Origin of the sequence: Marinobacter lutaoensis (assembly GCF_001981305.1) — a bacterium.
GTDB lineage: Bacteria > Pseudomonadota > Gammaproteobacteria > Pseudomonadales > Oleiphilaceae > Marinobacter > Marinobacter lutaoensis.
Window position 1 is genome coordinate 358,615 of record NZ_MSCW01000001.1, and the last position, 21,594, is coordinate 380,208.

The following is a 21,594-nucleotide window of genomic DNA, read 5'->3' on the forward strand; positions in this document are numbered from 1 at the left end:
GGCATAACGCCGCAAATAACCGGGCGCAAATGGAGCGTAGCGGAATTTGCGTCCGAGTTAATTTGCCTTGTTAGCAATATTACTGACTGTGTTGGGGTATGTGATTCGGGCTAATCATCGTCATCTACACCCCGGTACTTTTTATCTTCTTCAATTTCTTCAAGATCGTCTTCTGACAATTCTCTTTCTGATAAAGGAATAATAATGTTTGCTTGTTCGAGTACGGCCTCAACTTGATCCTCAAATTTATCGTCTACATCACTCAATGGTGAATTGAGAAATTCAGGAGACAATTCATCTTTTAAACCAAGGTGGTCATCGTGTTGAACATAAACCTCATCAGTGTTCCCTAAGTCAATCAAATCATCAACAAGTTCTCCCACAGTTTCATATTCTGTATCTGGATTGAAAGGACCTCCATCGCCTAGCACTTGTGCGACATGCTCTAGATCATCAAATTTCTTCATTGATTTCTACCTCCTCTGCAACATGAGTTGCTTTATTTCTGGATTGCTAACGCTTGCAGCATGCGCGCCTACGGAATGGAGCCGAAGGCACAATGTAGTAGGCGTCGCCGTGCCTGCACTGGTTATGCCTAAATTTAAAATATGTAGTTACTAAATGCTATACCACCGACGCAAACAATTCCCAATGTCATTGTGATAAAAAAATGTACATCATTATTGCCAGGCTCGATCACTGACTGCTCTGGATTATTAGGGTTATAGTAAACTTTAACCACTCTCCCATTACGATAATTATTCAGTAATTCTTCTGCGTGTGCCTTATTGCCAGCCGATTCATTTAGTGAAAAATTAATGCGAGTAGAGGTATAGTTTTTGCCGCTAACCTTATATCGGTATTTAATGTTTGGAATATGCCCGTTAACACCAGATGGATTTGCATAGTATTCTGACTTACCTGAAATTATTAAACCATCTGTCACGGGCCGTCCTTTGCTTTTAATGCCGAAGTAATAACGCCAAAAACCTAAAAAAATTATCACTAGCAAAACCAAACGAGCAACCCATATTATAATTAATCCTTCCATGTTGACGACTCTTTAAAGGGCATAACGCCAATATTCAGCGGCGGCCTTTACGGAGCGAAGCGGAGAAAAGGCCGTCCGGTGGAGGCCCAGCAGGGCCGGAACGAACTGGAATGACTGGTTAGGAGTGGCGTAACTGATCAATGAAATGCTCCCTCATACGGTACATCGGACAGTTTCCAGGGGTTATGTCATCGATGTACCCCAGTTCCTCCAAATACCGGATAGCGGCCCCGATATCGCTATGAACATCTGTATGATACTCAAAGCAAGGCTCGTTCCGACTCACTGTTGTCCGGCTGCTTTTAACGAAGAACTCTCTCACGTTTTGAAACTCCGGATTCTTCGCGTCTTCTTTCATTTCCTCAATGATAGCCGGGAATCGATTTTCAATTTCGGCCCATTGCCTGCGCTGCGCAGAGGAAGCCTCTTTACTTCTTCGTCTATCTGTGTACTTGGCTGCCATGTACTGGCCTGCAGCGCCAGTAAACGTGCCGACGACGAAGCCAACAGCCGAAGCAAATAAGTCCATCTAGCTCCTCCTAACGCCGCCAGCGTGCGCGGCTTTGTAGTGAAGGCGAGGCCGCAACGAAAAAGGCGTCGCCGTGCCTGGATTTGTTAGAGATTCGCACCTCCGGTGTTCGGCCCATTGGTATTTACCATGAGTAGATAGGCCCGAGACAGGACAGCAACAGCCAATATCGTTCCAATAGCAGAAGCTATTATAGATAACACAGCCATTTCCGGCCCCAGAAGTGAAAGTCCTCTAGGACCGTAAGTGGCTGCAATAGCAACCATCGTAGTGAGCGTGATTGTGATTTGATAGCCGCGAGTAATCTTCCAAGATTCGTTGAAAAATACGCCACCCTCAACTGCCACTCCCGGCAAGGCCAGTGACAGACGCCCCATAAGCCAACTGGTCCCAATAAGGCATAAAACCCACCCAACTCCCGGGATGAAAAGCAAAGGCAAGAAAGGAATCGCCAAAAAGCTTAGGAAAAAAGCATGGAGAAAGAATGAAGCCTCTCGTTTGGATAACTTGGTTATTCCCCACTGCGGCACGGCGTTCTTCCCTAAAATCAACACCCTATGAACAACAACAGCAAGCACCGCCTGAACAATCCCACCAAAAATAATTAGTAGCAATTCAGAAAGAGGGCTTAGTTCAAAAGAAAACAATACGCTGATTAGAATAATGACGGAAAACGGGAGAGCCAACGCTTTCGAGAGGGGGCCAATGTTCCAAAGTACGTCCTTGATTGCGCCACCGAGAATAAATGCTAATTTCACAAAACTTCCTTACTTTGTGTCGATCTTATTTTGAGGCCAGCCGGCGTAGGAATTTCTAACGCCGAGGTAACCGGCGCCGGAGCGCTAGCGGAGGGCACCAAAAGCGCCACGCTTTTGGCGTCCGGTTGACCGCCTGGTTATGGCCTCGCATGCTTAGTCACCGTATGAATTACAAATTTTCCGCAAACCAAGCAAATGACGAGCATTAGTAAAATTTGGATGGGGAGGTTCGCGGCGAAATACCACCAGTACTGGTCAGATACCTCTTCCTTAGCTGCGACCAAGCGGTCCAAAAATTCCGGAGAGCGCCTCAATGCATTGCCCTCTTCTTGGGAAAGATCTGATATGGACCTGCCATCTAACGCTAATTCAATAGCCTCTTTATTAACGTGCTCTGTCAGTGCTCGCCCATAACTTCCGCCTGCGGCGCTGACAAACACTGCCAAAATTAGGCTGGCAAAAATGGACAGATAAACCTTCTTCTTCACTCGACTTCCTTGTGGTCATAACGCCTTGGGTAAGCTGCCGGTACGGAGCGCAGCGTAGTACCGGTCAGCTTCACCCACTGGTTAGCAGTTTACTCGATCCAAAATCCGGCAATCTGGTTTTGCCCCATAGCCATCTTTATGAGGCTATCGGACTCTGAACTTGAAGACACCACCTTCCATAGATGAACCTTGAACCCTTCCTGATTGAGAACCCCCAAATACTCAGATTGGTATCCACCTTTGAATCTTGAGGATAGAGACCTTGAAAGGGTTTCGAACTGCTCTGCACTGATGGCTTTCCGAAAATTTGAATCAGTATGTTCCAGAAATTGCTGATAATCGTTTGAAGCAATAGCACCAATTTGTGAATGGAACAAAACCTCGATCGATGGCTTGGCTTTAGTATCTGCAAGCAGCAATGATGAAAAGACTGAAAACAAAATCAGTGCCGTGAACGCGAACCTATTCAAAACTTGGAATCTCCTTTTCCTCCCTGCTAACGCCAAGCTTAGCGGCGCCCTTGTAATGGAGGCGAAGCCGCAATGAAAAGGGCGTCCGGCGGCCATCGGCCGCGTACTACAGCGACTGGTTAGCTAAGGGTAACTGTGAAACCCGATACCTGGCAACCAACAAGACGGCATGCTCCACGGCCCTTGCACCGAAAACCCCCGATGCACTGTGATTGAAAACACCCCAATGATGCGGGGCGAACCTGAACTTCAGAGTAGCAGATCCAAACCGGATTTTTGGCGGACTGCCCTGCAAGGCGAGCTCCGACTTTATACCAACACCGAAATCAGATTGAGCTGCCAATCTGACCATGGATTCCGACGGCCTTCGCGGGCCACCAATCTTGCCGGTTTTACTACCCATTTGCGGCCAAGGCCCGATGGCACCCAGCCACCAAAAATGAACAAGGCACTACCAGCTAACGCCTGCATAAACGGCGGCTTTTACGCAGCGAAGCGGAGAAAAAGCCGTCCGGTGTAGGCCCTTCAGGGCCGGAACGAATTTAATGCACTTGTTAGCCTTTTCCTGACTTCTGCGCACACGCTAGAAGTGACTGACGGATATTCTTTTCCGGGCGTAACGTAGTCGTTCCGCCGTTGGACGTGTGTACTTGGACCCGCCAGGTAAAAACTGCAAAGCGTGAAACTGAAAATTGTTCCGCCATATCTACGAGCCACTTCTTATCTTCACCAAGTGGCACATTCCAGTTTCCCGTCTCTCCGTCTGACAGAGCTTTGGGAATGCCGTGGCCATACTGGTCCTGCATGAATGTGATGATGCCGTGCTTTTTCCAGCGCCAGATACCAAAGGTAAAACCAATGTTCGTGATAACAGTGGGACGCTGCGAAACGTTTGTAACTGATACTGAAAACACGTCGACCTTTGGTTGGCCGGGGCCGACTATGATGCGTTCGCCACAATATCCTTGCAGCCTAATCCGACGGGCAGATAAGGCAACATAAAGTGCAACGACAGCAGCCGACAAAGAGCCAATCCCCGAAACCCAGTCAGCTACAGAACCCCATTGAATTCCTGCCACAAACTCTCCCTTGCGATGGCTAACGCCGTTATTAAGTTTGTTCATGATCGACGCCCAACGCTTGAGCCTCACTTTCATATTTTTGGAGCGCTGAGCGTAGTTGACTAGAGTATGTCTCGGTGTGATGGATGTACCACACCACAATGGTGAATAAGGCAAAGAAAGCCAACGCACAAGCGAAATATTCCTGCTGAACAATACCGTATAGGGCAAGCACCAAAACCGGTAGTAAGTACGGAAGGAAAGCAGTGATAGCGTGCCTGAAGCCACCCTTTTCCGTAAGGAGCCGCGCGACGATGGCTTTTTCTTCCGTGGATAAATTCACCGTTTCTCCTTCAACTTAACGCGGAGCGAAGCGGCGGCTGAAAGCCGTCCGTCTTACGCGGTTTGTTATGTGCTGGAGTTCAGAACTCATCTCGGAGTCGATCCCTACGCTGCGCAATGAACTCTTCGTAGCTGATGTCTTGAGCTTGATGCAGCGTCTTCTCAAAAATACAGCACAAATTCCAAAGAGCCCTTTGCTCAGCCTGATCTGCAATAGAGAGCCGATCTGTATCACTAAACCTGCGGACAAACTCGAAAAGCACCCAAGCTTCGTCCTCTGTGAGCTTAATCTCGATTTCGTCGCTCATGGATACTCCTACACATAACGCCAGCCATAAGCGGCGCCCTGACAAGGGCGTCCGGTGGAGGGCCATCGGCCCGGAACAGACTTAATGGCCTTGTTATACGTTTTGATACTTTGAGAGAATTCGGCGGCAAGCATCCGAAACCTCCGTTCTGTAGGAGCTAATAATTTCCCGCAACTCATCATCGGATTTTTCTAACATGGTGGCAGAACATAGCGGGCGAACCCTCTTTGTTGGCAAATGATCCGTATCAGATGCAATCACGCCAAAAACATGAAACTCCGTCTCCCAAACTTCGCCGACAAGACGATTACCAATGGAATTCAGCTCCAGCACGTTTTCTAAGTAGTCTGCGTCAGACTCAAGCAATGAACCCGCCAGCTCAATCGCTTTTGAGGCATACCGCTTCAACTCAGATTCATTGGTAAAAATTCTGTCCATGATTTACGTATAACGCCTGGGCTCAGTGGCCGATTTGGAGGCGCACCGCGCCGGAAAAGCGGTCCGCTGCAGCCCCTGGTTAGCCACTAAACACCTAAATCCCGCTGTGGCACGAAACAGTCTAAGACATGGTATGCGATTGCCTCACCATGCATTCGCTTATGATCAATGATGGGGCGCACCGTAAAGTTTACGCCTTCCACATCCACAACCTTTTGCATTTTTGTTCTAATACCATCATCCCAAGTTACCGGAAATTTCTCACCGCCAGAAACGATCGTGCCTCGGTGGGCGGAGAAGGCGACCATATCCAATCTGCCAGTAACTCGGATTGTGGCAGCGAGCTCTTCCTTATTTTGCCCTAAAATAACTCGATCATCTGGAGACAGGCGCATTTCATCGTCTCTAGCGGAAAACTGCGCATACTCTATTGCCTTTCCATCGATTCCGGAAACCAGTCTATCCGTCGGGTATTTGGTAACTTGAGCCGCCCAAAGAATTTTGGGGTCGTTGATTCTGATGTCTCCATTTTCTGCATTGGCGATAATATTCCCGGAACCAATATTGAAGTTATTATTAATGGTGATATTAATTGGCAAGCCTTTATCTATTAACTCAGCAACCTGCTTCCGAAGGGTGATCGCTTCGCCAAACAGCTTGGTAATACTCCCTGCAAGCTGGTAACCGCCATCTGCAGCCAAGGCTCCGATAATTTCTTTGTGCGTGAAAACGAAATCTATGAGGAATTCAATCGAGCCAGATTTTATTCTAGTTTGGTAGTCAATTTGGCTTTTGATTGCTGGAGTGAGCTGTCGGCGGCCGAGCTGTACGGCTATCAATCTGTCAGTGATTGAGCGGTAGCTAGAGATTAGGAGCTCCATTGATCTGAGATCATATATTCCGTCTTCGAACGCTGCACCCTTTGCATAGAGTCTCAGATCATGGCCTTCCATAAGTTTGACCTCTCCTTTTTATTTTTGGCTAACGCCAGCAATAAACGGCGCCCTGACAAGGGCGTCCGGTGGAGGCCCGTTGGGCCGAAACGAATTTAATTGCCTTGTTATATTTATTTGTAAACCGGCCTAAAATCAACCATGTGTTCAGGGAGCAGGACGCCTAACCTACCATTCTTTTTGTTAAATCCAAGCTGCCTTCTTCCCACTGTAAGCGCGACTTCCGATCTAACTTCAGGATTAAGCTTACTCATAATGTATTTTATAAAATTGGTAACCGCATCGTGATCCTTGTATATGCCTTTGAACCCCACCGAATCTAATGACACGCCGATTGATCTATCCCAGAAGTCTTGATACTCCAAGAAAATTGGGACTTTACCTCTAAAGTAAACATCCCCTATTGCAAGCTTATTTACTTCTACATTTCCATGCAAAAGATCATTTCGCTCATTCATTAGTGAATGAAAATCTCCACATTCCTTGGAAGAATAGTCGATATGCTCTTCAAACCCAACGCAATTAATATGCAATGACTGAACTCGCACATCTATCGGTTGCCGGAGCACATTCTGAAATAATCTGTCGTTATTCTTTATATCTTTTTTACAAAGCATGAACAATATTAAGTTAACAAATGACTCCCCGAGAACGGGCAGCATAGAGCGCAGACCAAAAACCAAACCAACCGCGAAGCTATATTTTTCAGCAACTGCCCCCCATCGCTCTTGATATAAAACCATATCGTCCGCTGATTTTGGTTGAGGAACTTTATCCTCTTCGGGATTAATATTTAACTCATTGAGCCTTTTAAAGTGCTGGTCAACTGCGGAAAAAATTCTATGATAAGGGTTAACAAATTGCGTCCATTTCTCTAGGTCTTTTCTTAACTCAGATATCTGCCGCCCATAGTTTCCAATATCTGACTTTATTTGGGTTATGAAATTCTCTAATGTTAATGCCTTGCCTTTAAAGTCACCGATCAGGTGAACCTCAGTACGAAAATTGTGTCCTTGTACAAGAGTCAGACCGTACTCTCCAGCTAGAGCCCATTCCCAATGGATTAGGTTGTCAGAATCATCAGACCTAAAAAAGTTCTGCATACCATTCGGCTGTCCATACTTGGCATAGAGATAGCAGTATAGATCTATTGGTTTGATCTCATTGGTAAATTCCCATACCTCACCACCCTTTGGAAGTTTCTCGCCAAGTAGTATTTTGGCGAGACAAGAGGGATGTAAGGCGTCGAGCCTTAAGAAGTAATCTTCCATAAAACGCCATTCTCAGAAAAAATATAACAGCAGTTAGGCAGAACGCTTCGATATTGCGCAACTTTGACTGCGTCATGATTACGCAATTTCATGGCACGAGCGTCCGCCAATGTCTCAATTCATTCATCAGCCTAGCCGATGTCAAGGCGCTTCGCCATGGAATCATTTGACATCCACAATTTACTCTTACGATAACACTGTATAAATATCCAGTTGCCGGGGAGGCCCCATGGACGGGACGTCGCTTCGCCTGTGGGAGCCGGTGCGCACTACCATTCGTTTCAACCACTGGGTGCTACCTGTATTGCCCCGGCTACTGCGGACACTGCTAATAAGAGGCGGGGCAAACCTCCACTTCGGCCTGGTAGACGCCATCCCGCAGCGCATGATGATAGCGCCAGCCGAGACGTTGGCTGAGCTGTTCGGTCAGTTCCAGGCCCAGGCCGTAGCCGGTCTGTTGCTGGAGGTCGGAGTCGTCCGGATTTTCCAGGCCCACCGGGTTACGGATGACGATGCGGGCGCCGTGCTGTTCGATGCGCACGCTGTCATGCCAGCAGTGTTGATAGGCGTTGCGTATGAGGTTACCGAGAACAATACGGGCCGGGATCAGGGGAAGGGCGCAGGTGAACGGGCTGGTGACGATTCGGGTGCGGACTGGCTTGCCGGTCAGCAGATAGGCCATTTCGTCGGCCAGTTCGCGCACCAGCCGGGCCAGATCGACGTCCTGAGCTTGCAGAGGTTCGTCCGGCTGATGGTTCAGCCACAGCAGGGTTTCGGTGAGATGCTGCATGGTCAGGCTGGCACGGTCGATGCGATCCAGAATGGCTTGCTGTGCCTCGTCGGTGGCCTGGCGCGCGGTCAGTTTGCGTTGCAGCTCGACGTTGGAGCGGATGGTGCTGATGGGGGTGCGCAGCTCGTGGCTGGCATGACGCAGGAACCGGCGCTCTCGTTCCAGCGCGGCCTGCACGGAGGACAGGCTGGTGCGAATCAGTTCTGCCAGCTCGTTCAGCTCCGGGTAGGCGAAGTCCGGTACCGGCTGGGCCAGCTTGTCGCGGTCCAGGGCATGGGTCCAGGCGCGCAGGGCCGCCATGGGGCGGGACACGTGGCGCAACAGCAGCCAGCTGATCAGGGCGATAAACCCCAGCACCACCAGGCTGACGGTAAGCATGAACTGCCGGTTCTGCCGTACCGTGGCGTGGACGACGGTGGACTTCACCGGTGGCGTCAGTTCCCGGGCGATGTACAAAGGCCCTTCCTGGGTGTCGTAACGCATCAGGAACACCATGCGCTCGGGGCGGCGGAACCCGCCGCCGTCCGAGGCCTTGTACAGGAGGGCGGGCTCCGTTGGTGGCTGCGCGAAGGACTGGCGCACGTAGTCTGGCATGCGCTGCCAGTCCGCCGCCAGATAGAAGCCGCTGAACTCCTGGCCCTGGCGCTGTTGTTCGGGGCCGACCAAGCGCAGGAAGGTGCGCGCGGTTTTTTCCATGTTGGCGGCCATGGAGGCGTCCAGTCCGCGGATGAAGTAGTCCTTGGAGATCATGGAGTAGGCTGCCATCAGCACCAGTCCGAGGGAGAGGAAGGACGCGACCAGCAAGCCTTTCAGGCTGATCCTAGGCATCGTGACCGTCTCCGTCGTCGGGTTTTTCCCGCAGTGCGAAGCCGGCGCCGTTGATGGTGTGCAGTAAGGGCGCCGGGAAGGGGCCGTCGATGGCCTTGCGCAGGTTGAAGATATGCACCTTGAGGCTGTTGCTGTCTGGGTGCTCGTCCCCCCAGACCGCGTCCATCAGGGCCTCCCGGGCGACCGGTGCGGGCGAGGCGCGCAGCAGCTGCTCCAGTAGCTGCCAGCCGGTGGGGGAGAGTCGGATTGGTTGGCCGGCGCGGGTCACGGTATGGTCGCTCAGGTTCATTTCCAGATCGCCGCAGCAGAGTCTGCGGACCTGGCCACTGCGGCGGCGCGACAATGCCTGAACCCGCGCCACCAGCTCCTGCAGCTCAAACGGTTTGACCAGGTAGTCGTCGCTGCCGGCCTGGAAGCCTTCCAGTTTGTCGTTAAGCTGATCCCGGGCGGTCAGCATCAGCACCGGCGTGTCGTCGCCCTGTTCGCGCAGTTTCTGGCACAGGGTCAGGCCGTCCATGCGAGGCAGGTTGATGTCCAGCAACAGCACGTCGTAGTGATGGTTCCGGCTCAGGTTGAGTCCGGCCACGCCGTTGCTGGCGTGGTCGCAGAGCATGCCTTCCAGCTCCAGGTACTGGATCAGCGTGTGCGCCAGGTCGAGGTCGTCCTCAACGAGCAGCAGTTTCAGCATGGGTCGGTGTCGCCTTGTTGGCTCCCTGACAGGAGGCGTTGTTTCAGCTTTCCTATACCTTCGGTGACATCGTGCTGGATGGCAACCAGGACCGGGATCAGGATCAGGGTGATGAGGGTGGCGAACATGATGCCGTAGCCCAGGGCCACCGCCGCCGGGATCAGGAACTGCGCCTGGGTCGAGGTTTCCGACAGCAGCGGCGCCAGGCCCGCGAAGGTGGTCAGGGAGGTCAGCAGGACGGCACGCAGGCGGCTGCGGCAGGCCTGGCTGATCGCTTCCAGTTGGTGGTCGGCATCCGGTTTCAGGTCGTTGTAGCGGGACACCAACAACAGGCTGTCGTTCACCACCACGCCGCTGAGCGCGATGATGCCGTTGAACGACAGGATGCTCATGGGCAGATCGTTGAGCCAGTGGCCGAGGATGGCGCCGACCACACCGAACGGAATGGCGGTCATGATTAGCACCGGCTGGATGTAGGACTTCAGGGGCACCGCCAGCAGCAGGTAGATCACCAGCATGGCGGAGATGAACACGGAGACCATCGAGGACTGGGTTTCCTCCTGTTGTTCGGCTTCGCCGCTGAAGCGGATATCCAGCCCCGGGTACTGGCGCTTGAGCCGGGGGACCAGTGTCTGGCGGAGGCTGGCCACCAGCTCGGTGGAGGAGAGCATCTCTTTGTCTACGTCCGCCGACAGGTAGAGGGCGCGTTTGCCGTCGATTCGGGTGATGGTGTCGCGGGCGAATCCATACTCGACGGTGGCGACGGAAGACAGCGGCAGCACCGTCCCGTCGTCGGTGCGGATGCGGGCCCTCAGGACGTCGACGGGATTCTGACGCGCCTGTTCCGGGTAGCGGACCTTCACCTCGATTTCGTCATTGTTGCGCTGGAAGCGTTGCACCACTTGTCCCTGGAACGCCTGTAGCACCTGTTCCGCCAGCATGTCCGTGGTCAGCCCCAGGGCCTTGCCCTGGGCATTCAGTTTCAGGAACAGCTGGGGCTGGCTGGCCTGGAGGTTGTCCTCGATGCCGCTGACCGCCGGAATCCGTTGCAGTTCCGCTTTCAGTTCGGCACCGGCGGCGGCCAGCAGTTCGTCGTCGTTGGCACGCAGTTCCACCCGCAGGGCGTCGACCATGTCGGGGCGGCTGGCGATGCTCAGAGTTTTCACGCCCGCAGGCAGGCCGGCCCGTTCCTTCCAGAGGCGGGTGAAGGTGGCCAGGTCGTAGGGGGCGTCCGGGGTGAGTTCGACGGTGATTTTGCCGGACTGGTCGGCCTCCGACAGCACCTGAAGGTTACCGATGCCGGTGTCCGCCCCGGTGGCCCCGGACCGGGCTGCCAGCTCCCGGTCGATGTCCCGGGCGGTGGCCTCCAGCGCCCGCAGCGCCGCATGGGTCTGGCCGTAGCTGGCATCGGTGTGCATGGTGACCTGCGCCCGCACATTGTCACCGGGAATGTCCGGAAAGAAGCTCAGGCGCACCGCTCCGGTGAACGGCATGGCCAGAACCAGCACCAGCAGGGCGACAAAGGCGATGGCCACGGCATAGCGGTAGGCCAGGGCCAGCTCGATGGCCGGTTTGTAAAGTCGATCGTTGAACCACTGCAGGCCGGCATCGGCGCCGTGCTGGACCCGCTGCCACAGGCGCAGCAGCGGGTGGCCGCCGGTCCGCTTGCGGGTGTTCAGGTGCGCCAAGTGAGCGGGCAGGATCAGTTTGGATTCCACCACCGACAGCAGCAGGCAGATGGTCACGATGGCGGCGAACTGAGCGTACAGTTGGCCCAGCCGGCCGCTGATGTTGGACAGGGCAAAGAACGCCACCACCGTGGTGAACACACCGAACAGGGTCGGTACCGCCACCCGCAGGGTTCCCTTGATGGTGTTACGCAGGGTGTCGCCTTCTTCGCTGCGCACTGTGTACACGCTTTCGCCGATCACCACGGCGTCGTCCACCACGATACCCAGTGCCATGATAAAACCGAACGTGGTGAACTCGTTCAGAGACAACCCGGCGAAGTCATCGCCCATGAAATAAAGGGTTCCGAAGAAAATGAACGGCAGCCCCATGGCTACCCAGAAGGCGACGGTGAGATTCAGAAACAGCGCCAGCAGCACGAACACCATCAGGATGCCGGCGATGGCGTTGCTGACCAGCAGTTGCAAGCGTTCGTTGATGAACTGGCTGCGGTCGTACCAGCTGGTCAGCTCCACGCCCCGGGGCAGGCGGCCATCGGCGTGCCACTCGGCCACCACCGCTTTGGCGGCTTCCACGGTGCGGGTGATGTCGTCCTGGCCGGTGGTGATGACTTGCAGGGCAACGCTGTTGTCGCCATTGAAGCGGGACAGCACGGCGGTATCGTCGGCGTACGTGTCCCGGATGCTGGCCACGTCGCCGAGGGTCAGCGATACACCGTCGGCGGTGGTCAGCAACGGGAGGGCGGCGAATTCCTCTTTCAGGTACGCCTGCTGGGAGGCCTTCAGCTGAAGGTAGATCTGCCGGTTTTTGAGCACCGCGGTCATGGTATTGGACGAACCCTGATTGATGGCGTTTTCCACGTCCGTCAGAGACAGGCCGTAGGCCTGCAGCCGCCCTTCGTCGACTTCGATGGCCATCATCGGATCAATCCAGCCGGATTCACTGACCCGGCTGATGTCCGGATCCGCGAGCAGGTCCGACTTGAGCTCCTCGGCCAGCATCTGCAGGGTGTGGCGGTCGGCGTCGCCGTGCAGCTGCAGCCACAGCGAGTGCTCCTCGCGTTCCGCTTTTTCGATCACCGGTTTCTTGGCGTCCGCCGGAAAGGTGGAGATGGCGTCCACCTTGGCCTTGACGTCCCGCAGCAGCACGTCGAGGTCGTAGTCGCTCTGCTTCTCCACGGTGACGGTGACGCCGCTGGCGGTGGAGGCGCTGGTGATGCTCTTGATGCCGGTGACGTTCTCCAGCTGTTCCTCGATCTTGATGGCCAGGCCTTCCTCCGATTGCCGGGCGGAACCGCTGGTGTACGACACCGAGATGGTCAGGCTGTCCGGTTCCATGCTTGGGAAGGCTTCCTTGCGCAGACTGCCGGCCTGAAACACGCCCAGGGCAATCACCAGAAGCATCAGCAGGTTGGCGGCGACCGGGTTGCGGGCGAACCAGGGAATGATGCCCCGGTTCCAGTCCTGTTCATTCATCCTGGGCCTCCACCGGATGTACGGCCATGCCCGGGACGTAGCTGCTGAGCGGGTGGGTCAGCACCTGGACCGTCTGCTGCCGGAGCGATTCGGGCGGCTGGATATAGAGGGCCTGGGCATCACTGGCCACGGGTTCCGCGGCGAAGGTGGCCAGGGCTCCGTCCGCCACGTACCAGATTTCCCCCCGCTGGCTCAGGGCGGACGGTGGCAGGCGCCAGAGATCGGTCAGCTCGCGCCCGGGGATCTCGGCCCGGACGAAAGTCCCCGGCGCCAGGGGCGGGGTGTGGGCCAGCGGCTGATCGACGGCGGCCACCAAGGCGCGCTGGCGGTTGCTGTCGTCCAGGTGCCGTTCCGCGCGGCGGACGTACCCCTGCCAGCGTTCACCGGTTTCCACCGAGATCAGGGTGACCGGCCAGTCGCCGGCTTCCAGAGTCGGCAGGTCCGGCAGCTTGGCCCAGTCACGCTGGGACAACGGCAGGGCGATCTCCACCCGGTCCGTGCTGTACAGTTGCGCCACCTCGCCACCGGCTTGCAGGTAGCTGCCGGGCGATACGCTTCGCTCCACGACCAGGGCATCGAAGGGGGCCTGGATCCGGGTTCGGTCCAGGTCCTGGCGGGCGGCGGTCACCGCCGCTTCCGCTTCCGCCACGGCGGCCCGGGCCAGGGCCAGTTGCGGTTCGTGCAGCACCAGCGGCGAGTCCGGCTCGCCCTCCATGCCGGAGGTTCGCCATTCCGCCTGGGCCTGGGCGGCTTCCCGCTCGGCTTCCAGCAGATCCAGCCGGGCACTGGCCAATTCCTTTTCCGCACTGGCCAGGGTTGCCCGGTAGTCGGTGTCCTCGAGCTGAACCAGCACGCTGCCCCGGCGTACCTGTTGGCCGGCTTCGAGGCTGTCCGCCAGACGGGCGACCCGTCCGGCGACCTGGGTGGTGAGGCTGAGCCGATAGTGGGCGTCGGCGCTGCCGAATGCCTCCAGGGTCGGGGCGTAGCGGCCGGTCGTCACCTGCACGACGGCGACATCGGCGGCGAGGGTGGTTTCCTGTCGGGCCGGCATCGGACGGTTGGCCTGTTCGGCAATTTTCCGGCCGTTGTACAGCAAAACCAGCAACAGCAGGGCGATCGCCGCCAGTACGGCGAGCCACTTGGCATGGCGTTTCATCATAGCGAGCCGTTCTCCTTGGTGCCGAGGCCCAGGGCAAGCCCCAGGCCGATGCGGTTGTCCAGGCGTTGGTAGGTGAGGTCGTCCAGTTGTGCTTGCAGGTCATAGAGCTGCTGTTGCACCTCCAGCAGGTCCAGTAGGCTGACCAGGCCGGTGCGGTATTTCTGGCGATACTGATCCAGCGTGCGCCGGGCGCTGGCCAGGGCCTCCTGAAGGTGGTCCTGTTGCCGGGCCAGGCTGGTCTCCTGGTCGATGGCGTCTTCCACTTCCTGTACCGCCGTCAACAGCGTTTCCCGGAAGGCCTGGTAACGTTGGGCGGTGGTGAGCTCGGCGGCCTGGGCGGCGGCTCTCAGTTCACCGCCCCGGAACAGGGGGGCGCTCAGCTGCCCGAGCAGTGACCAGACCGGATCCCGGAGCAGGGCATCGGACAGGGACGGCCCACCGTCGGTCAGGGCCGCTTCGAGCCGGAGCGTGGGCAGCATGTCCTTGTAGGCCACCTGGGTACGGAAACCGGCGGCTTCGATGGCGAGATAGGCCGCTTTCAGGTCGGGGCGCCGTTGCAGGGTCTGTTCTGGCAGATCGGTCAGGGGCAACAGCACGTCGGGGTAATCCGAGGCAACCAGGGTGCGGCCCTCGGGGCGACCCAGTAACACGTTCATCGCGCGCTGCTGCTGGCGCAGGGCGGCGCGGGCCGAGGCCAGGGTGGCACGGGCCTTGGCGGCGGAGGTCCGGGCGGTGTCCAGGTCTTCCAGGGTGCCGAGTCCGGCCCGGTAACGTTGGAGGATCAGCTGTTCGTTCCGGTCCAGTACCGCCACCCGCTCTGTTTCGATGGCCAGGGTATGCTGCAGGTTAGTCAGCTTTAGCCAGCCCTGCATCACCTCGGCCACCAGAGTATCCCGGGCGGCCTGATAAAGAGCGAGCTGTTCGGCCACATCCCGGGCTTCGGCGCGGGTATCGTCCGCCAGCCTGGCCCACAGGTCCAGTTCCCAGCTGACGGATACCGAGCCGGTGTAGTCGGTCCCGCTGTCGTCCTCGCGGCTGGCGCTCAGGCCGGCGTCCGCTTCGGGCCATTGTGCGGCCCGAGTCTGACGGTATTCGGCCTGCAGGATTTTCAGGGACAGCAAGGTCTGTTGCAGATCGGGGTTGGCCGCCCGCGCTTCCCGGATCAGCGTGTCCAGCTCCGGGGCCTGGACCAGGTCGTCCAGGTAACCGGCGGGGCGGGCGCCATCCAGTGCCGACCAATGGTCGAGGCTGTGCCGGTCGGCATCGGCGCGGGCGGTATAGTCGGAGCCGTCCGGTATCGTGCTGCAGGCGGCCAGGGCCAGGCTGCACAGGAGCATGGGCAGGATCAGTCGCTTGGATGCTTGGGGCATGCAGTTATGGTTCCGTAACGGGGCGTGAGCCGGCGAAGCTCGGGCGTTTCCGTCATGCTAGCGCCGGGGTGGTTAACGGGGGGTTAAGGTCCGGCGAGGCCAGACGTGCACAAACACGGTGGCTCGGCGGGGCTCTGGTATAGAATGAAGAGACAACAACAAGGCAGAGGAGAGGCCGCCGTGTCCAACAACATCTTCATCACCGGCGCCGGTGCCGGTATCGGCCGGGAAACAGCCCGCCTGTTCGCGGCCCGGGGCTGGTCGGTGGGTGCCGCCGACCGGGACGAAGCCGCTCTGGCTGGGTTGCGGTCGGAGCTGCCGGACGGCGCCTGCCAGACCTATCCGCTGGATGTGACGGACGGACCTTCGGTGGCGGCGGCCTTGGCTGATTTCGCCGGCCAGTTCGAGGGCCGGCTCCAGGTTCTGCACAACAACGCCGGCATTTTGCACGTGGGGCCGTTTGAGACCCTGGATCTGGCCGCGCACCGGGCGACGGTGGAAGTCAACGTCATCGGTGCCATGACGGTCCTGCACGCGGCCTTTGCCTACCTGAAAGACACCCCGGGTGCGGTGGTGGTCAACATGAGCTCCGCCTCGGCCATCTATGGCATTCCCGATTTCGCGTCCTATTCCGCCAGTAAGCATGCGGTGCGAGCCCTGACCGAAGCCCTGGACATCGAATGGGAACCGTACGACATCCGTGTCTGTGATCTGATGCCGCCGTTCGTCAACACCAGCATGGTCCAGGCCAATACCGGCGGTTCCCCGCTGTTCGAGCGGCTGGGTATCCGCTTGGGTCCGGAACAGGTGGCGGAACAAGTCTGGGCGCAGGTGCAGGAACCCAGGCTGCACCGCCCCATCACCGGCCAGTTTCGGGCCCTCTGGTCGGTGGCACGTTCGGCGCCCAGCAGTGTGACCCGGTCGGTTATCAAGCGTCTGCGCTCCGTCTGAACGCTCGGGCAGACGCCCGGCCGGGCCTCTGCTATCCTCGGGGGCTTGCGATTGGCGCGTTGCGGGGGCGTCCTGTCCCTGTGGCCCTGTCAGGAGTTGAGTCCATGCCGGTGATGGTTCAGGCGCTGGTGCCTGTGTTTGTACTGATTATGCTGGGGCATGTGCTGAGGCGCTGGGATTTTCCCGGAGGGGATTTCTGGCCCCAGGCCGAGCGTTTTACCTATTACGTCCTGTTCCCCGCGATGCTGGTGTTCAAGTTGGGACAGGCCCGCTTGCCGCCGTCCGCCTATGGCGATATTGCCCTGCTGATTGTCGCCATGCTGCTGGCCATGACGTTGCTGCTGGCGGCGGTGCAATGGTTCTGGCGCTGGCGCGGGCCGGTGTTTTCGTCGGTGTATCAGGGCGCGATCCGCTTCAATTCCTACGTTGGCCTGGCCGCCGGAGGCATGCTGCTGGGGGACGACGGCCTGTCCCTGACCGCCATCGCGGTGGCGGTGATGGTGCCGCTGCTGAACCTGCTGTGCATCCTGATGTTTTCGTTGGTGGTGAGCCAGGATGGGGTGCGGCTGGCTCCGGTGCTCAGGGCCATCGTCACCAACCCGCTGATCGTCGGATCGGTGATCGGCGTGCTCTGGAGCTATTTCCAGGTTGGATTCCATCCGCTGCTGGCGGGGATTCTCTCGCCGTTGAGCAATCTCGCTCTGCCCATGGGGTTGATGACGGTGGGCGCTGGCTTGCAGCTGAAGGCGCTGCGTGGCGCGTCGGCACCGTTTCTGGTGGCCACGGGCCTGAAGCTGCTGGTGTTTCCCGTGCTGGTGGTGGCGCTGGCCGGGGGGTTGGGGCTGGAGGGGTTGCTGGTCAAGGTGGCGGTGCTGTTGGCGGCCTTGCCCACCGCCACCTCGGCCTATATTCTGGCGCGCCAACTGGGGGGCGACGCCCCCCTGATGGCTGGCATCATCAGTGGCCAGACCCTGTTGGCCATGGTTTCCATTCCGTTAATGCTGAGCCTGCTCTGGTAGGCACTGCATCACCGCGTCGGCAATCGACTGCTGGAACGCCAGATAGCCGTCGGGCGTGGCGGGGATGTCGATGGCCAGCGGATCCCAGGTGCTGAAGGTGAGGTCCAGCCCTTCGGTAATGCTCAGCCACCACTGCCGGTTGAACTGGGGCTCGGTCAGCAGGCAGGGGTGGTTGGCCTTGGCCAGTTTTTCCTGAACCTCCTGTACGTGCCGGGCGCCGGGCGACAATTCCGGATTCAGCGTCAGGATGCCCGCCAGATGCAGTCCGTAGTGTTCCGCGAACCGGGTGAGGGCGCTGTGATAGGCAAACAGGCTGATGTCCTTTGCCGGTTCCAGCTGTTCACGAATGGCCTGTTCCTTGGCGGTCAGGGCCGCCTCGAACGCGTCGAGGTTACGGTCCAGCTCGGCTTTGTCCATCTTGTCCAGTCCGGCCAGAACGTCGCGGATCTGGTGGGCCATTTTCAGGGCCTGGGCCGGGTCTACCCAAAGGTGGGGATCGGGACCGTCGCCATGGTCGTGATGGTGGTCATGGTCATGGTCGTGCTCCGATGCGTGTGCATCCTCGTCATGGTCATGATCGTGGTCGTGGTCATGATCGTGGTCGTCGTCCGCGTGTGCGTCCTCGTCATGGTCGGCGTGGTCGTGGTGAGGATGCCCGGCGCCAGGCTCGGTGTTCAGGGCGTGGCTGCGGTCCCGGAAGTCGCTGCCCGCGAGCAGCCGTTCCAGGAAGGTTTCCATGTCCGGGCCGATCCAAAAGATGGCGTCGGCCTCGGACAGCGCGCGCCGCTGGGAGGGACGCAGGGTGTATGTGTGGGGACTGGCTCCGGGCGGCACCAGCGTGGTGACCTGAACGTCCTCCGGGGCGACGGCGCGTACCAGCAGTTCCAGCGGTTTGATGGAGGTGACCACCTGAACCTCGGCCTGGCTGGCCTGGCTGGCCAGCAGGAACGGTGCCGCCAGGGCCAGTGCCAGGTGGCGGCGAATATGGGATAGGGACATCGGCGAGTTCCTGAAAGAATCATGAATGGAACGTTATAATATAACTAATTTTGAGCGGTCGCCAAGTTGCCCGGATCATGCGAAACGGTGGGGGCGCCGCTATAATGGCGGCCGTATCAAAGGCCACCGACATTTCAGGAAGGTTTCATGACAGTACGAACCCGAATTGCCCCTTCGCCCACCGGCGATCCCCACGTGGGGACTGCCTATGTGGCCCTGTTTAACCTCTGTTTCGCCCGTCAGCACGGCGGTCAGTTCATCCTGCGGATCGAGGATACCGATCAGGCACGCAGTACCGCCGAATCGGAGCGGGACATTCTCAAGGCGTTGCGTTGGCTGGGGCTGAACTGGGACGAGGGCCCCGATGTGGGTGGGCCCCACGGTCCTTATCGCCAGTCCGAGCGTAAGCACATCTACCGACAGTACGCCGAGGACTTGGTCACCGCGGGGCATGCCTTCTATTGTTTCCGCACTCCGGAGGAATTGGAGGCGATTCGGGAGGAGCGCCGTGCCAAGGGCCTGAATCCGGGAATCAAGGGGGACCTGGAGCTACCCGAGGCGGAGGTCAAGCGCCGTCTCGATGCGGGCGAGCCCTATGTCATCCGGATGAAGGTGCCGGATGAGGGCGTCTGCGTCATCGAGGACATGCTCCGGGGCACCATCGAGATCGACTGGGCCCAGGTGGACTGCCAGATCCTGCTCAAGTCCGACGGCATGCCGACCTATCACCTGGCCAACGTGGTGGATGACCATCTGATGGGCATCACCCATGTGCTGCGGGGCGAGGAGTGGATCAACTCGGCGCCCAAGCACAAGCTGCTTTACCAGTATTTCGGCTGGGACATGCCCAAGCTGTGTCACCTGCCGCTGCTGCGCAACCCGGACAAGAGCAAGCTGTCCAAGCGTAAGAACCCCACCAGCATCAACTTCTACGAGCGGATGGGCTTTCTGCCGGAGGCCGTGACCAACTATCTCGGTCGTATGGGCTGGTCCATGCCGGATGAGCGGGAGAAATTCTCCCTGGACGAGATGATCGAGAACTTCGACATTCAGCGAGTGTCGTTGGGCGGGCCGGTATTCGATGTCGAGAAGCTGCGCTGGCTCAATGGCCAGTGGCTGCGCGAGGAGCTGTCCGATCAGCAGTTCATGGAGCGCATGCGCCAGTGGTGGTTCAACGAAGACCGGCTCCAGGCCCTGGTGCCGCACGTCAAGGGCCGGGCGGAAGTGTTTACGGACGTGGCGCCCATGGCCCAGTTCATGTTTTCCGGCATGTTGGACCTGAAGCCCGAGGATTTTCAGCACAACAAACTGGATGAAGGCCAGATCAAGCGGGTGCTCCAGTTCACCCTCTGGAAGCTGGAAGCACAGCGGCACTGGAGCCGGGAAACCCTCTTCGCGGATATCCGGAGCCTGGCCAAGGCCATGGACCTGAAGATGGGGGATTTCATGTTCGCCATTTTCGTGGCCATTGCCGGCACCCCGAATTCCTGGTCGGTCATGGATTCCATGGCGCTGCTGGGGCCGGACATGACCCGCTCTCGGTTGCGTCATGCGCTTGGCGTGCTGGGCGGGTTTTCCAAGAAAGAAACCAAGAAAGTGGAGAAAGAGTACGCCGCTTTGTCCGTTTAATCATCAACTTGGCGATGCAGTGACCATTTTGGACAGGGACGTCCAAAAAACTGAAAAAAAGTGAAAATAAAGTGTTGACGCCCCGGGGTCGGATCCTTAATATACGCAGCCGTTGACGGGGCCATAGCTCAGCTGGGAGAGCGCAACACTGGCAGTGTTGAGGTCAGCGGTTCGATCCCGCTTGGCTCCACCAATTTCTAGTCCCCTTCGTCTAGTGGCCTAGGACTCCGCCCTTTCACGGCGGCAACAGGGGTTCGAACCCCCTAGGGGACGCCAATTTGGCGTGTCGGCTCAAGCACCGGCACGCCAGCAAAAAAACCGCCTTCGGGCGGTTTTTTTGTGCCTGTTGTCTGGGTACAAAAAAGCCCGGGAAAGCCCGGGCGTCGCGTTTACTCTCAGCGCTCGGCGATGGCGCCCTTGCCAACCCCCTCGTAGGCTTTTACCCGGATCCGGTCGTTCGGAAACTCGCCTTTCAAGGTATCGGCGATGTGGGCAGCGATCAGCTCCACGGTGGTGTCCGTGTCCAGCAGGTAGACCCGCTCTTCCGGCAGGGTCAGTGCAAACTCCCCCTGATTGGCTTCGTATTCGAAGGTGACGTACGGCGTCCCGGTGCTGTCGACATGACGGCGGACCACGTCTTCCTCGGAGCCGATGTAGATGTCCTGCCAGCGCGTGGCCCAGCGGCGTTCCAGCTCCCGGTCCCGGTGGCCGTTGCGGTCGATGCGGATTGGGGAACGGTGGCCATGGGCAATGCGTTGGCAGTTGCCCAGATGCTTCTTCAGACCATGGACGTAGTGGTAGTAGGCTCCCTCGATGACGTCTTCCCGCAGGTCGATCGTCACTGATGTGACGTTGGCCGGTAGCACGTCGCGCAGCTCCTGTTCCAGCAGGCGCGCGACGGCGGAGGGCACCACGTGTTCGGCGGACAGCCAGACGACGGCCTCGTCCGGGGACCGGTGCACGATCCGGCGACCGTCGGCCAGGATCCAGGAGAAGGTATCCGGGCTCTCCTCGGACCAGGACAGGCCCGGGTAGCCCCGGGGAATGACCAGGCGATGGTCCACCCGCTCATCGATGACCCGTTTAATGGTCCGCTTGACGTTGGAGAAGTCGAACACCATGCCCTGTTCGTCAAGCTCGCCGCCCAGCACCACGTCCACGATCCAGCTCTCGCCCACCAGGCCCCGGCGGGCGTCGAGGTAGGCAAAGTCAATCACGGTGAGGTTGTCGACAAAGAGGTGGTCCATCGGGAGTCCGGGGGGTAAGGTTGAGTGATGGGGCGGATTCTAGCAAAAATCCGGTGTTCCGGCAGGGGATCGTGAGGCTCC

Annotated in this window: 22 protein-coding genes and 2 tRNA genes; 5 read left to right on the forward strand and 19 right to left on the reverse strand. The window is 57.9% G+C overall.

Annotation, left to right across the window (positions count from 1 at the left end):
• Positions 1-110: 110 nt before the first annotated feature.
• From BTO32_RS17635 to BTO32_RS01735, 17 genes are all read right to left on the reverse strand, one after another.
• Positions 111-467 carry a hypothetical protein gene (locus BTO32_RS17635; RefSeq protein ID WP_076722699.1) on the reverse strand — a complete coding sequence of 119 codons (357 nt, stop codon included), beginning with the start codon at positions 465-467 and terminating at the stop codon, positions 111-113.
• A 134-nt stretch (positions 468-601) separates the two neighbouring features.
• A complete protein-coding gene (locus BTO32_RS01665) occupies positions 602-1,051 on the reverse strand; it encodes a DUF3592 domain-containing protein (protein WP_076722700.1) in 450 nt (149 codons plus the stop codon).
• Positions 1,052-1,169: 118 nt separating this feature from the next.
• On the reverse strand, positions 1,170-1,580 hold the full coding sequence (locus BTO32_RS01670) for a hypothetical protein (protein WP_076722701.1): 411 nt from the start codon (positions 1,578-1,580) through the stop codon (positions 1,170-1,172).
• 86 nt (positions 1,581-1,666) lie between these two features.
• Positions 1,667-2,338, reverse strand: coding sequence for a hypothetical protein (locus BTO32_RS01675; RefSeq protein WP_076722702.1), 672 nt, complete (start codon positions 2,336-2,338; stop codon positions 1,667-1,669).
• A 137-nt stretch (positions 2,339-2,475) separates the two neighbouring features.
• The gene (locus BTO32_RS01680) at positions 2,476-2,826 is read right to left on the reverse strand and encodes a hypothetical protein (RefSeq protein WP_076722703.1); all 351 of its coding nucleotides are present in this window, start codon (positions 2,824-2,826) and stop codon (positions 2,476-2,478) included.
• Between the two features lie 89 nt (positions 2,827-2,915).
• Positions 2,916-3,296, reverse strand: a complete 381-nt coding sequence (locus BTO32_RS01685) for a hypothetical protein (RefSeq protein ID WP_076722704.1) — start codon at positions 3,294-3,296, stop codon at positions 2,916-2,918.
• A gap of 554 nt (positions 3,297-3,850) precedes the next feature.
• Positions 3,851-4,420, reverse strand: coding sequence for a hypothetical protein (locus BTO32_RS17645; protein ID WP_139338999.1), 570 nt, complete (start codon positions 4,418-4,420; stop codon positions 3,851-3,853).
• Positions 4,407-4,700, reverse strand: a complete 294-nt coding sequence (locus BTO32_RS01690) for a hypothetical protein (protein WP_076722705.1) — start codon at positions 4,698-4,700, stop codon at positions 4,407-4,409. Before BTO32_RS01690 ends, BTO32_RS17645 begins: the two co-directional genes overlap by 14 nt.
• A 79-nt stretch (positions 4,701-4,779) precedes the next feature.
• Positions 4,780-5,007 (reverse strand): hypothetical protein, encoded by a 228-nt coding sequence (locus BTO32_RS01695; protein ID WP_023008831.1) that lies wholly within the window; start codon positions 5,005-5,007, stop codon positions 4,780-4,782.
• A 93-nt stretch (positions 5,008-5,100) separates the two neighbouring features.
• Positions 5,101-5,445 carry a hypothetical protein gene (locus BTO32_RS01700; protein WP_076722706.1) on the reverse strand — a complete coding sequence of 115 codons (345 nt, stop codon included), beginning with the start codon at positions 5,443-5,445 and terminating at the stop codon, positions 5,101-5,103.
• A gap of 86 nt (positions 5,446-5,531) precedes the next feature.
• On the reverse strand, positions 5,532-6,398 hold the full coding sequence (locus BTO32_RS01705; RefSeq protein ID WP_076722707.1) for a hypothetical protein: 867 nt from the start codon (positions 6,396-6,398) through the stop codon (positions 5,532-5,534).
• A gap of 113 nt (positions 6,399-6,511) precedes the next feature.
• Positions 6,512-7,669: a hypothetical protein gene (locus BTO32_RS01710; protein WP_076722708.1), complete on the reverse strand. Its 1,158-nt coding sequence runs from the start codon at positions 7,667-7,669 to the stop codon at positions 6,512-6,514.
• Positions 7,670-7,997: 328 nt separating this feature from the next.
• A complete protein-coding gene (locus BTO32_RS01715; RefSeq protein ID WP_076722709.1) occupies positions 7,998-9,287 on the reverse strand; it encodes a sensor histidine kinase in 1,290 nt (429 codons plus the stop codon).
• Positions 9,280-9,975: a response regulator transcription factor gene (locus BTO32_RS01720; protein WP_076722710.1), complete on the reverse strand. Its 696-nt coding sequence runs from the start codon at positions 9,973-9,975 to the stop codon at positions 9,280-9,282. The genes BTO32_RS01715 and BTO32_RS01720 overlap by 8 nt, the downstream gene beginning before the upstream one ends.
• The gene (locus BTO32_RS01725; RefSeq protein WP_076722711.1) at positions 9,969-13,139 is read right to left on the reverse strand and encodes an efflux RND transporter permease subunit; all 3,171 of its coding nucleotides are present in this window, start codon (positions 13,137-13,139) and stop codon (positions 9,969-9,971) included. Before BTO32_RS01725 ends, BTO32_RS01720 begins: the two co-directional genes overlap by 7 nt.
• Positions 13,132-14,298 (reverse strand): efflux RND transporter periplasmic adaptor subunit, encoded by a 1,167-nt coding sequence (locus BTO32_RS01730; RefSeq protein ID WP_076722712.1) that lies wholly within the window; start codon positions 14,296-14,298, stop codon positions 13,132-13,134. The genes BTO32_RS01725 and BTO32_RS01730 overlap by 8 nt, the downstream gene beginning before the upstream one ends.
• Positions 14,295-15,668: an efflux transporter outer membrane subunit gene (locus BTO32_RS01735; RefSeq protein ID WP_076722713.1), complete on the reverse strand. Its 1,374-nt coding sequence runs from the start codon at positions 15,666-15,668 to the stop codon at positions 14,295-14,297. Before BTO32_RS01735 ends, BTO32_RS01730 begins: the two co-directional genes overlap by 4 nt.
• 180 nt (positions 15,669-15,848) lie before the next feature.
• On the opposite strand from BTO32_RS01735, the gene BTO32_RS01740 reads away from it, so the two are divergent.
• Together BTO32_RS01740 and BTO32_RS01745 are read left to right on the forward strand one after the other, a co-directional pair.
• The gene (locus BTO32_RS01740) at positions 15,849-16,619 is read left to right on the forward strand and encodes an SDR family oxidoreductase (RefSeq protein WP_217696993.1); all 771 of its coding nucleotides are present in this window, start codon (positions 15,849-15,851) and stop codon (positions 16,617-16,619) included.
• 104 nt (positions 16,620-16,723) lie between these two features.
• A complete protein-coding gene (locus BTO32_RS01745) occupies positions 16,724-17,638 on the forward strand; it encodes an AEC family transporter (protein WP_076722715.1) in 915 nt (304 codons plus the stop codon).
• On the opposite strand, the gene BTO32_RS01750 is transcribed toward BTO32_RS01745, so the two are convergent.
• Complete coding sequence (locus tag BTO32_RS01750) at positions 17,615-18,637, reverse strand: zinc ABC transporter substrate-binding protein (protein ID WP_076722716.1); 1,023 nt, start codon at positions 18,635-18,637, stop codon at positions 17,615-17,617. The two genes, BTO32_RS01745 and BTO32_RS01750, sit on opposite strands and share 24 nt — an antisense overlap.
• Positions 18,638-18,784: 147 nt before the next feature.
• Between BTO32_RS01750 and gltX the strand changes: the two genes are divergently transcribed.
• The 3 genes from gltX (at position 18,785) to BTO32_RS01765 (ending at position 20,542) form a co-directional block, all read left to right on the forward strand.
• A complete protein-coding gene (gene gltX, locus BTO32_RS01755; protein WP_076722717.1) occupies positions 18,785-20,266 on the forward strand; it encodes a glutamate--tRNA ligase in 1,482 nt (493 codons plus the stop codon).
• A 117-nt stretch (positions 20,267-20,383) separates the two neighbouring features.
• Positions 20,384-20,459: transfer RNA gene (locus BTO32_RS01760), tRNA-Ala, on the forward strand.
• Positions 20,460-20,466: 7 nt separating this feature from the next.
• Positions 20,467-20,542 (forward strand) — tRNA-Glu (locus BTO32_RS01765).
• 119 nt (positions 20,543-20,661) lie between these two features.
• Here the strand turns inward: BTO32_RS01765 and BTO32_RS01770 are convergent.
• On the reverse strand, positions 20,662-21,513 hold the full coding sequence (locus tag BTO32_RS01770; protein WP_076722718.1) for a 6-pyruvoyl trahydropterin synthase family protein: 852 nt from the start codon (positions 21,511-21,513) through the stop codon (positions 20,662-20,664).
• Between the last annotated feature and the right edge of the window lie 81 nt (positions 21,514-21,594).